We start from the raw sequence: 12,587 nt of genomic DNA on the forward strand, positions 1-12,587 counted from the left end.
AATAATTTCTATTATATTGAACGACTTGGATATTTAATTTCCGTTGATGTAAATTCATCTTCTGCCAAAACATTGATATGCCCACTGCTGTCAATAGCATACTCTTTACCATAAACGGAAAACGTATCTCCTTCTTTATACCCGATTTCTATCCAGTTTATATCATTTAACTGTTTTATCTTGGCGTCAACATTTATGGTCTTTCCTGATTCCTGCAATAAATAAGTGTGTTTTCCTGCTCCCGTATCTATAGAAAAGAATCCCGGAGAAATCCCGACTTTCTCACAGACTGACAGTACTTCCTCATTACTGTAGAGATAACCCCACACACTCTTTCCCTGTGCCAGATCAGATAAAATATTACTTGCTTTGCGCATTTCCCACTTATAATTTGTTCCTTTTTGATTTGTATTCTCTGCAAGCAACGATTCCGAGGCTGCCCAGCCTATCCTTCCATTATTGACCGTCCATGTATATTTACTGCCACTTGATGTTGTCCATGAATAATAATTTTTATTACTTAATACCAAAGAATTATTTGCAGCACAAATACCTGACATGGTGCTTGTATTCATTTTCGGTACTGCATAATTAGGTACTACCTGTCTGCTCCCATTAAGGTCAAAGGAAATAACCCCATACTCCTTAAAATCAGAATTATATCCACAGGAAACATTCTCCCCAAAATTGATTGCATCCAAAATAGCACTTGAATTATTATAGTTTGCAAAATAATAAGCCAATTCACTATTAGAAATATTCACATTTTTATCTATCAGTGCAGCTATGGATTGCTTTGAAAAGCCTCGTGCAGCATCAGAAATACTTAAACTGTCCTGTTTTTATTATTTCCTGCTCCAAGCAACATCTGTATTGCCTTTTGGTGTATTCCTGCCTCTGCCTGTTTTGAATATGTCAATAGCTGGTTTACTGTGTTTACATCTGTCACTGTCCTCATAATTATTCCAAACCCTTTTTCAACATTAAACGCCAAACATATGCTGCAATTTGTCCAGCATATTATTTACTCTGCCTTCAACAGCTTCTGGCTGATTCCTTAATTCATACCTGCTTCCATAGTAATCATTTAAACGGTCTTTCATCTCATTACAAAATAATTTTTGATCTGTTTTACCATTTAAAAACTGATTGCAGATACCACTTATCTCTTTCTTCTCATTTGTATAAAAAGCTGTCTCATCTGAGATTATTTCTGACTTGTACTTATAAGATTCTGTTTTGCTTCCAATTCCAACAACCATGTAATCTGGTGTCATTTTCTCCATGATAGAATTACGTGCCGAATCATTAAAATGAACATATTCGTCAATCATGTCTGAAAAACCTGCTTGTAATTGCTCTGGAACATACATTTCATTTACTTTTCTTAGCCCCGCTTCACTTGCACTTAACAAAAATACAGATTCATAGGAAGTTCCTCTATATCCCTCCTGAGCATTCAAAAAATCTACATCTGCTGTCATTGCATTAATCTTCTCTTTTAAATCTTTCATTTCATCTTCTGTCAAATATTCAGAAGCATTTTCGTCCAGCCATTTTTCAAAAACCTCTGACTGATTTTCCGAACAGCCTTCAAACGCACTTTGTTCTCCAGAAATGGAAGTTGCTTTCAAATCTAATTTGAATAAATTTTCACATTTATATTCTGCTGGTATCTCTCTTATTGCTCCATTAATAGATGAAAAATGCATTGTATGAAAATCCGATACCTTATTACGAGCAGTCTCAACTAACTTTCTTGCTGAATCACTGATTTTCACATCATCCTCCGAAATAATATTCTGAGGAACAGTTGTTTTCTTCTCAACCTTATTTTTTATCATCTCTGGATTATTAATATACCTATTTCCTTGAACTTTCATAGCAACCTCCCTAAGTTAGTCCACACTTTCTATACTTCTTTATCTATCTTGATCGATGTCAAAGAAGAATCCGTCTTAGAGTACGTACCATTATTTGTATAGGTTGCACTCGCCCGGTTTGCAGCATTCGATATACCAGTTGCTTTCTGCGATATTTTGCTTACAAAAGAATTATATCCTGTAAAGACCGTTTTCAGCGAACTGATATCTGCCTGCTTTAAAGCATCCTCATCTAATTCCAACTTGTTTCCTTTTCCTATGGTAATACCTATTTTGGCAAGCATATTACTGTTTTTGTCTGTCATTCCAGTCATCCATGAAGCATTTCGCAATACATCCTTTGTATTAGATTCTCCGGCTTCCTTAACTACATCATTATAATCTTCAACAAAAGATTTTACTGCCTTGGTGATTTTATCCCAGTCATAATCCTCTACCTCAATCTCTTCCCCCGTTTTTTCATCTTTCTTTTTTATTTTCTTTTTTTCCCAAAGAGAAGAGTCATTCAAAGCATCTGCTGATTTTTTCAGAGAATCTGCACTTGTTTTCATCAAGGTAAGTTTTTGTGAAGTATCACCTTTTCCCGATAATTTTTCAGCATCCTGTTTTGCATAATATGCTTTCATAAGTTTTCCATAGCTTCCATTTTTGATTGCAGCATAATCAGAAAGCATATTTGTATTGCCTACTGATGAACTATCTGACGTTCCACTAAACAACGCTGAAAAATCTACATTGCTGTTATATTTACTTGTATAATCACTAAAACTTTTGATTTCTGACATAACACCGGCCTCCTTTCCGAACTATAAACGTATATCGATCGGTGTATATACTACCGACTGTCCACTTTCTGATGCTGGATTTTTTATTGTTTCTGCTGTTTCTGTTTTAACATCTGCATTCTCTGATGCATCTGTTGCCGTATCTGCATTTTCCTGTGTATTCTCTGCTTTCTGCGTTTGATCCTTCTTTGTTTCTGCTGCATCTGTACTGTTGTCTGTCTTTGCTGCTTCTTCCATAGATTTATTTGCATCTGAAAGTGAAGACATCTGTGCTACTGTTGCAGACTGCGCTTTTGCCTGCAAATCTGCCAGTTCTTCTTCTTTCTTTTCGGTATTGCCTTTTCCAGCATCCTGCTTGATTTCAGACTCAAGCACACCGGCTCTTCCTTCCATCTGTGTTGCCATACTACCCTGCACTTTTGCTTGCTTCATAGATGAATCTGCGGAAATCATTGCCCGCATACCTGCCTGTGACAAGCCTGTTCCTTTCTTTGCAGATGTATTTTTTGTACCAACCACCATATCATCCATAGATGATTTTTTACTCTGCTGTTCCTTTCTCTGTTCAATCTGGTGCTGTCTTAACTGTTGATTGAGATTTGTAATTTCCTGTTGTATCTCCTGACGTTTCTTCATCTTATCCTCTAATGACAGTTCTTCATTTGATGATAAGTCCTGCAATTTCTGCTGTGCATTTGCAATCTGATTCTGAATATTTTTACTCACAGAATCATTCGCCTGTGCCATTCCCATTGCTCCTGTCTGCGTATTCGTTCCGTTAAATCCATTAATTTTCATCATTTCGTTGTCCTCCTTGAGCTAATACTCTGAAATCCGTTTCCTGAAAATCTGTATAACATGATTTCTCTTTATTTTTTCTTTCGGCATATCTTTCTTCACAATAAACCGTGATGTTGTGAACCGCCCTTTTTTCGTTGTGAAGCAGTCTGAAAATGCTTTTCAGACTGTCGCAGTGCTCCTCAAATATTGTTGCAAGCAACATATTTTCATCGCTACCTGCGCAAAAAAAGCACTACATATTTCTGTAATTTCTGTAATTTACAAAATACATAGTGCCAATTTATTTCTTTATTCTACCTGCATCATAATGCTAAGGATTACTTCCTCATTTCCCTGCTCCAAAGATATATCTCCCATATACATTCTGGCAACCCGGCGAATGTTATTCAAACCCATTCCATGTTCCCCCCCAGATTTGGTTGTTTCTGGCAAATCGCTATCACCAAAATTAAGCTGACCCCCAAAACTGTTTTTTATGGTTATCATAAAGATACTGTTTTTCCGAAAAGAAGAAATGCTGATATACGGATCATCTCCACTTACATTTTCCATGCAGTTATTCAAGGCATTATTCATGATCACACTCAAATCAAATGCATTTAACTTCGTATTCTGCGGATAATGAAAATCTGACAGAAACCGAATCTGCCTTTCTTTTGCTTCTCTCAACTTTTCCATCAAAATGACATCAATTACCGAACTTCCTGTCTTTATTTCCGGAGATACCTCGTCCCATTCATTTTTCAGATGTTCCAAGTATTCTGTAGCATCATCCATGTTATTATGTGCCACCAGATGTTCCAGTGTCTGTATATGATTTCCCATATCATGGCGCATGGAGCGGATATCCCGATACAACTTTTCGACTTCCCCGATATGCTTTTTCATGTCACTGATCTGATTTAATACCAGCTCTTGTCCCCGCTGTTCTTCCTGCATCTCTTTCCAGTTTTGAAACATTACAATCACAACAAGAATAGCAACTATGGAAATCAGATAGTGTAAAAAGCTTAAAGCTCCATAAAATCCATATGTAACAATCAAGTTCTTTCCAGTATCTCTTTCGTATATCATGAGATAATATTGTAAAATGCCATACCCAGTGACGCCTACAAGTGAAGGTATAATAAGCATTACCATCTCTTTGATGCTCATTTCATCTTTTTTGTATATATACGCTTTATTGATCAGTCCTATTGCAACCGCAATAAAAGCAATACAAAGTACAATATCCAAAACTCTGGTTCCAACATATAGTCCGTATTGCAACCACACTTTTTCTGCACTCATATTCCGAAATACAAGTGCTTTTGTAACAAGATCATCAAGTCTGCCTGCCATTGCAACCGTTAACCATCGGATAGAAAAGAACGTAATTGCAAGAAATATTTTCTGATATATATTTCTTCTGTCCTCTACATACATTGCAAGAAACGCTGCTATAACTCCAATCAGATATGCGGAAAAATTATCAATCTGTGGCGGAATCATATATAAAACAAGCATAATCGTAATATAAACAATACTGACTGCCACAGCCCCTTTTTCCTTTTTTATATAGGGACAAACAAATTTTCCAAAATAGATTCCTGTAATCATAAGGAGTGCAATAACAGAAATTTTCGATGTAACCATCCAGCATTTTTCTACCAAACTCATCCGATTTCTTTTCCTTTCCTCTGATTATATTTCAAATATTGTTTTACAAACTCAGAATAATTCTGTTTTGCAATCAATGCAGTTCCATTTTCCATCGTCACACAATTTGCATCATATTTCTGAACATATTTGAAATGTACGAGGTAGGCTCTGTGTGTACGAAAAAAATCTGCTCCCACAATTTCACTCAGTTCCTGCAATTTTCCATAATATTCAATATTCGTATCCCGTGTATGGATAATGACTTTTCGATTATATACCTCGGCATACACAATATCCTTCAAAAACACTTTCATATGGCTTCCTCCGGACTGCACCATCATGTATTTTTCATCCGATTGATTTTCAGAATATTTTTCAATGCTTCTGACTGCACATTTCACAACTTCCTCAAATTTTTCATCTGAAAATGGTTTCAGCAAATAATGAAATGCTGCAACATCAAATGCCTGAAAAACATACTCCTCCACAGCAGTTACAAATATCAATACCATTTTTTCATTTTTCTGACGCAGAATCCTTGCCGTTTCCATTCCATCCATTCCTGGCATCTGAATATCTAAAAATAGAATATCCGGCTCACAACCACTTGCAATCAATTCATCACCAGATAAATATTTTTCTATTACTACATCCGGTAATAATTTCTTTATTTTTTCTTCTAATATCAATCCTATAGACTTTTCATCATCGCAGATTGCAATTTGCATCTTGTCACTTCCTTGCTTACATACAATTATATTTATTATATCGGAAAAGTTCTTTTAATAGCTAGCCACCATGTTGTGAACCGACATTTTTTTGTTGTGAAATAGAATATCACATATAACGCATTATTTGCTTCCTGTTAATACGCAAAAACACTGTATCTCAAACTCATTGAAATACCATGCTTCCCCGAATTTTCTATATTGTCCTATTGATATTATTACTTTACTATCCGACACGCCTCTGGGCGTGACTGTATCTATCAAAAAAGAAGCCAGCAGTTTATTCACACACTACTGACTTCCTATACTGCTCATTTTATTTACTTCGCTGCGTCTCAGACAAGTTATTACAATACCGACCGACCTCATTAGATTTTCAGGCCTGACGAGGGGAGGCCGGTATATAAAAAAGCATTATTATTCCACAGCTTCCATAAAGTACATCCGGGAGGAAAAATCCGGGAACAGTCGGGTGTCGGAATTATATCCGGTTCCGGCGAAAGCAGGCTTCAGAGCAATACCCGCAAGCATCAGGGTATCTCCGTAAGCGGTCAGATCTTCTTTTTCGCCATCCATATTCACAAATCGTGAAAGAATCTCCTGTAATGCGGATCCTTGCTTGATATGCACCGGGGAAACGGTGTTCACAAGGTCTCCGAAGTCCTTCAGATTGTATTTGATATTCCTGCCGTAGAAATGATATTTCACATCAGGAAGTAACCCCACCGGGCGATACCAGTCATGGGATTGGTTCGGAGTTGTCAGGCGTCGGAAGAACAGCCCCACTGCTCTTCTGCCATCCGGGGACACGCAGGTCCAGGATAAGGTTTCCGAGTCGGAATCCTCGTTTTCTGTTCCACGGTAAAAGGTTCCAAACTGGAAAACATCCCGCCAATTTTTATAAAGTGCAATCTGTTCCCGGATCGCATTGAGATCACTTCCGGACAGATCCTTTAAATTGCATTCATATCCTAAGACGCCGAAGGAGGCCACCTGAAAACGGGTCTCAAGGGGTGTGATTCTTAAGGTCTGATGATTTGGACAGGATGACACATGTGCTGTAAATACCGATAAGGGATATCCGTAGCTGTAACTGTTCTGAATCCCGGTACGGCACAGGGCATCGGTATTGTCGCTGGCCCAGATCTGTGGGAAATAACTTAATATTCCCAGATCAAAACGATTTCCACCTGAACTGCAGCCTTCAAACAAAATCTCAGGGAAACGTGCGGTCAGTTCATCCATAATATGATAAAGCCCCAGCACATAACGATGTGCCGTCTCTCCCTGTTTTGCAGCCGGCAGATAAGGGGAATAAATATCACTGAAATTACGGTTCATATCCCACTTCACATAACGAATGTCTCCGGAGGAAAATACCTTCGTCATGGAATCTATTACATATTGTTGCACTTCGGGATTGCACAGATCCAAAAGGCGCTGATTGCGCCCCTCGGAATGGGGGTGTCCAGGAATCATCATTGCCCAGTCTGGATGTTCTTCATAGAGCTTACTTTTCTCACTGATCATCTCCGGCTCTACCCAGAGACCGAAATCCATCCCCAGGGCTTTGATCTTTTTACTGAGGGAAGAAATTCCTCCGGGCAGCTTCTTCGGATCAGGGGTCCAGTCTCCCAGGGAGGAGGTATCGTCATTCCGCCCGGCAAACCATCCGTCATCCATAACGAACAGCTCAATACCGACATCTTTTCCGGCTTTGGCAAGCTGTAACAGTTTCTTCTCATCGATTTTGAAATAACATGCTTCCCAGCTGTTTAACAGAAGCGGACGGGGTCTTCTCTTCCATGCTCCCCTGACAATATGCTCCCTGATAAAGGAATGTAACTGTCGGCTGAGTCTGCCATACCCCTTCGAAGAATAACTTAAAACAGCCTCCGGTGTATCAAAGTGCGCTTCCGGAGTCAGCTCCCAGGAAAAACTTTGTGGATTGATCCCACTTACAAAGCGCAGTTTCCCATAAGAGTCTTTCTCAAGGGCTTCATAATGATTTCCACTGTAGATCAGATTGCAGCCGATACAGGAGCCAAAAGTCTCACAAGTGTTCTTATGTCCCAGGATCATAAAAGGATTCGAACGGTTCGAAGAGGTTCCTGTATAAGAAGCATTTACAAATTTGCCGGAACGTAAGGAAATCTGTTCTCTGTGCATCTCTCTTGCCCAGGCACCGCTGAAATGAGTGATCACGGAATAATCCTCTGTCAGATCTAACTGTGCACTGAGGCATCGATCCAAGGTGACAGATGCGTCACTATGGTTGATCAGCCGTGCACTCCTGGTAATGACATCACATTCTTCGAATACGGTATAAAACAGCTGCAACTCCAAATGATTCGTAACATCCTGCAAAACAATCTGAAGGCATTCCGCGGAATCAGTTCCCACTTCCGAATAGCTGTGAGGAAGTCCGGAATCCTGCAGGCACTGCTCTCTTTCCTTTAAAGTAATAATTTCATAGGAATCAAAAGTAAAGTCAGAGGTGACACTTCCGTCAGCAAATCTGACTTCCAAAAAGGGGTCCCGGATATCTCCCTTTCCCAACGTACCAACCTCCAAACAGACATCTTCCATGGAAATCTGCGGATGTTCCCTGTCGTAGGTACAGGTGTTTCCCGGAGCGAAGGCTCTCTGTATGACAAGGGGCGTACAGGAGGAAGGATCCTGTGAATCCACAGTGATCCGCTCCCCGTAATACAGATGTTCTAAATGTCCGGTCTCCATGACCCACATTCCATAGGTTGTGTGGGCTGTCTGTAAAAAGAACCATGGTCTTGTATCGGAATCTTTTACAATCTGAATCATGCTTTAAGCCTCCTGAATCTCTTTTAACCGCTCCTCGGTCAGTTTATATTTTTTATGAAAGAAAATGACACCAATGACAAGGAGCAGAATGGGGAACAGTGTCATCGTCATACGAAGTCCCACTACAGAGCTTCCGGAAGCTCCTGCAGTTGCCACTGCATCACTGGTATCAGAGCTTAAGTTGCAGAGGTTCAGGCACAGGGAGGCTGCTAATGCAGCTACACCGGAAGCCAGTTTTACCACGAAGGTCTGCATGGAGAAAATGACACTCTCGTCTCTGCGGTGATTTTTCCATTGACCGTAATCTACGGTATTTGCCAGAAATACGGTGGTCAGCACCGTCAGCATACCGTTGGCGGCAAAGATCAGAAAACCGGGAATAAACAGTAAAAATACATTCCCCATATTGGTAAAACATAAGACAAGCAATACCAGATATCCCGCAATGGCCATCAGAAAGCTGACGTAGAAGATCCGGATGGTGCTCATAAATTTACGAAACAGCGGGAACAGAAGCATCATGGAGAGGATCTGCACTGCTCCGCCGAAGGTATTGAACAGTGTATAGGAATTGTACCAGGTATCTCCGCCAAAATCGTATTTAAAGAAATAAATTACCAGGTTGGAGGTGGTATAGACCGCGCAGTTGATCAGTACGATGGTAATGACCACTGCCATCGCCTGATCGTTCTGAATTAACGCCTTGAACATCTGACCGATGGAAGGTGCGTCCACATCTACCGTAGATTTTTCCTTGATATTAATACAGGTAACGGCAATAAATATCACGAACAGCGCGGCAATGATCAGGGTGAACCGGGAAAAACCGACCCGCTCTTCTCCTCCGCCCAGGGCATTAACGCAGAGCATGGTGATCACGGTGATGATGGCAGAGCCTACACCGGCACAGGAACGTCCCAGCGTAGACAATCCTTCACGCTCTTTTCCGCTGTGAGTAAATGCCGGTATCATGGACCAGAAGGGAATATCCATCATGGTATAGGTCACGCCCCAGAGAATATAGGTGACTGCCGCATATGCTACCAGTCCATTGCCATTCAGTGCAGGCGGTGCCGAGAACATCAGATACAGAACAACAGCATTGGTTACTGTGCCGATCATCAGCCAGGGGCGGAACTTCCCCCATCTGGTCCTGGTCTTTGCCACGATGACGCCCATGAAGGGATCGTTAAACGCATCGAACACTCTTGCAACCAGCAGAATGATACCCATGGCTACGGCGTTCACGCCTAAAATATCCTGATAATAATACAAAATATAGCTGGCAGACAGCATGTATACCATATCCTTGCCTACCGCACCCAGTCCATAAGAAAATTTTTCTTTTTCGCTTAAACTCATGATTAACCCTGATCCTTTCTTATGCAATCTTTTGAAATCCTTTGAAATCTTTCTCTCAAATGAAACCATTAAATCATTATACCTTAATCTGAAAAGGTATCCGTACTTCCCCTGCCGTCTGTGACTGCAACAGCAAAGCTCCTCGACCGGATCTTCCCATACTCTTAACATAAGTTCCACCCATGCCGCCCTGTAAGGCAATGGTGTCAGGTCCGATGATGGCAATGTCACCTTCCGCGGTGATCCGTACCGGCTCCTGATAAAAAGGAAGCACATTGCCGTGGGCATCCACAGCCCGGATCCGTACCAGTGCCACGTCGTAGCTGTGATGCTCTGTCAGATTCGTGTGATCCGCTTCCGCCTGCAGCCGGATCCCATTTACCGGCTCTTTGGTGACAGACTTTATGACTTTGCCGTTTTTGATGGCATCAAAACGGTATACGGTGGCGGTACCGCCCCAGTCACCGATGTATTTCGTGTAAAGCTTTGTCACCTCCGCAAAATCAATATGATACAGCAGTGCCAGCTTTAATGCGGTAGGATACAATCTCTTCGGAATATGGTTCAGACTGCCTCTGGCCACGATATTCATGGCATCCGCCATTTCTTTCGCATGTTTCGGACGGAACCGTTCGTTCTTCTCCAAAGCATCACCGATAAAGTCATCGATGAGAATGGGACCGTGCTTTAAATGCTTATAAGGGGACATTTCTGGCCGGTATTCCTTGATAAAACGGTCGTTTTTATACATTCTCACACTGTCGGCATTGGACAAAATATACAGGTTTCCGCGGTTGCAGCCGGGATGCTCTCCGATATCCATGGAGGAGGTGATCTGAAGCACGGGGATCTCATCCTGTTCACAGGCATAAACGGAAGCTGCGAGCTTCGGATTACGGAACATATCCATGACACCGTGATAACAGATCCGGTCACCGCTTCCGAAGTCCTTATGGGTATTGTAGTCGAACATACACCAGCCGAAGCTTCCGGCGATATCCTCCTGCTCCGCTACGGCATCCAGTACGTTGGCATGGCGGATCGCATGTTCACTGCGGCGTTCCTCATTATCGAAGGCTTTTGTGGGATACATGTGTCCGTTGTATTCGCTGATCAGGTAAGGCTTGTCGGTATCGGAAGTGACCTTTTTCTTCGGGTCACAGCCGGGAGTCTCGCCGTCGTGCAGAAAATCGTTATAAGTATAGACGTCCTCCAACAGATGGCTTTTCTTAATAGCCCGGACACCGCCGGTAGGTCTCGTGGGATCCAGCTTATGTGCCACGGCATTGGTCTTTTCGTAAAACGGATCATCATCCGGGGATTCATTGATCCGTACACCCCACAAAATAATCGAAGGATGATTGCGGTACTGACGGATCATGTCCTCTGCATTGACCACCGCCTGTGCTTTCCAGGTGTCATCTCCAATATGCTGCCAGCCGGGAAACTCTGTGAAGACCAGAAGTCCCAGTTCGTCGCACCGCTCCAGAAAATAATGACTCTGGGGATAGTGGGAAGTCCGCACGGCATTCAGCCCCAGCTCTCTTTTTAACAGATCCGCATCCAGTTTTTGCATGCTCTCCGGCATGGCATAGCCTACATAAGGATAACTCTGATGGCGGTTCAGACCCCGGATCCGCAGTTTTTTGCCATTGAGGTAAAAGCCGTCTTTTTTAAAAACTGCATCCCTGATACCGAAGGTAACCTCTGCTTCGTCCAGAAGCTGTTCTCCCTGCCAGAGCTGGGTCTTTAACAGATAAAGATGAGGGTGTTCGGTATCCCACAAAAAAGGATGTGGAATCGTTCCCTGAATACGAAACGGGGTCTCAGCCGTAGTGCCTGTGGGGACATTCTGTTCGCAGAGAAACTGCCAGTCATTATCTGATGTTACATCTGATACCACACCCGACATTACAGCATCGCTCTTTAACATATAATATTGTCTGACATTAAGGTCTTTCGCAACTTCATAAAAAGTGATTTCAGAAGTTACCTGAGCCTCATCCGGTGTGATCAGCGTGTGTACGAAAATATCCTCAAGGGCAATCTGATCTTTTACTTCGAGATACACATCCCGGTAGATGCCGCCGTAGGTCATATAATCGATCACGTAACCGAAGGGAGGCACATTTAAGTCTTCTCTGCTGTCCAACCGGACACACAGCACATTGTCCTGTCCGTAGTTCGCATATGCCGACAAATCTACAGTAAAGGCGGTGTAGCCGCAATGGTGCTCTCCAACCTTGCTGCCGTTGAGATAGACGGTACTGTCATGACCGGCCCCTTCGAAGGTGAGCAGGATCCGCTTGCCCTGCCATTCGGTCGGAATATGCAGATGGCGTCTGTAGCCGCTGACCATCTGGTAGAGAGATTCGTCAAAATAGTGAAACGGGGTCTCCTTACAGGTATGAGGAATTCGGACGGGCTGCAGGGTCTCTTCCGGATATTCTGTTGCAGTCATCCCCTCCTGAAAGTTCTCGTTAAAAAGCCAGTCTTCGCTTAAATAGATTTTCTGATTCATGGTTCGTTCCTCTTTCTTTGGGATATTATGGATTAATTCTGGATTA

Annotated in this window: 10 protein-coding genes; all 10 read right to left on the reverse strand. The window is 42.0% G+C overall.

Going from position 1 to position 12,587, the window contains the following annotated elements:
• Positions 1-11: 11 nt before the first annotated feature.
• The 10 genes from DW835_RS15890 to DW835_RS15930 all read right to left on the reverse strand — a co-directional run bounded on the left by DW835_RS15890 (position 12) and on the right by DW835_RS15930 (position 12,541).
• Positions 12-764 (reverse strand): hypothetical protein, encoded by a 753-nt coding sequence (locus DW835_RS15890; protein WP_242993531.1) that lies wholly within the window; start codon positions 762-764, stop codon positions 12-14.
• 62 nt (positions 765-826) lie between these two features.
• Positions 827-994, reverse strand: coding sequence for a hypothetical protein (locus DW835_RS18525; RefSeq protein ID WP_243037220.1), 168 nt, complete (start codon positions 992-994; stop codon positions 827-829).
• Complete coding sequence (locus DW835_RS15895; RefSeq protein WP_008118603.1) at positions 984-1,883, reverse strand: hypothetical protein; 900 nt, start codon at positions 1,881-1,883, stop codon at positions 984-986. Before DW835_RS15895 ends, DW835_RS18525 begins: the two co-directional genes overlap by 11 nt.
• A 29-nt stretch (positions 1,884-1,912) precedes the next feature.
• Positions 1,913-2,668 carry a flagellar filament capping protein FliD gene (fliD, locus tag DW835_RS18530; protein WP_243029158.1) on the reverse strand — a complete coding sequence of 252 codons (756 nt, stop codon included), beginning with the start codon at positions 2,666-2,668 and terminating at the stop codon, positions 1,913-1,915.
• A gap of 21 nt (positions 2,669-2,689) precedes the next feature.
• A complete protein-coding gene (locus DW835_RS15905) occupies positions 2,690-3,469 on the reverse strand; it encodes a FlxA-like family protein (RefSeq protein ID WP_118669764.1) in 780 nt (259 codons plus the stop codon).
• A 288-nt stretch (positions 3,470-3,757) separates the two neighbouring features.
• Positions 3,758-5,128: a GHKL domain-containing protein gene (locus DW835_RS15910; protein WP_118669793.1), complete on the reverse strand. Its 1,371-nt coding sequence runs from the start codon at positions 5,126-5,128 to the stop codon at positions 3,758-3,760.
• Positions 5,125-5,838 carry a LytTR family DNA-binding domain-containing protein gene (locus tag DW835_RS15915; protein ID WP_118669794.1) on the reverse strand — a complete coding sequence of 238 codons (714 nt, stop codon included), beginning with the start codon at positions 5,836-5,838 and terminating at the stop codon, positions 5,125-5,127. The genes DW835_RS15910 and DW835_RS15915 overlap by 4 nt, the downstream gene beginning before the upstream one ends.
• Before the next feature lie 417 nt (positions 5,839-6,255).
• Positions 6,256-8,658 carry an alpha-galactosidase gene (locus DW835_RS15920; protein WP_118669099.1) on the reverse strand — a complete coding sequence of 801 codons (2,403 nt, stop codon included), beginning with the start codon at positions 8,656-8,658 and terminating at the stop codon, positions 6,256-6,258.
• 3 nt (positions 8,659-8,661) lie between these two features.
• Positions 8,662-10,020 carry a glycoside-pentoside-hexuronide (GPH):cation symporter gene (locus DW835_RS15925; protein WP_118669100.1) on the reverse strand — a complete coding sequence of 453 codons (1,359 nt, stop codon included), beginning with the start codon at positions 10,018-10,020 and terminating at the stop codon, positions 8,662-8,664.
• 76 nt (positions 10,021-10,096) lie between these two features.
• Positions 10,097-12,541, reverse strand: a complete 2,445-nt coding sequence (locus tag DW835_RS15930; RefSeq protein WP_118669101.1) for a glycoside hydrolase family 2 TIM barrel-domain containing protein — start codon at positions 12,539-12,541, stop codon at positions 10,097-10,099.
• Positions 12,542-12,587: the final 46 nt, after the last annotated feature.

Origin of the sequence: Clostridium sp. AM34-9AC (assembly GCF_003480225.1) — a bacterium.
Classification (GTDB): Bacteria; Bacillota; Clostridia; order Lachnospirales; family Lachnospiraceae; genus Acetatifactor; species Acetatifactor acetigignens.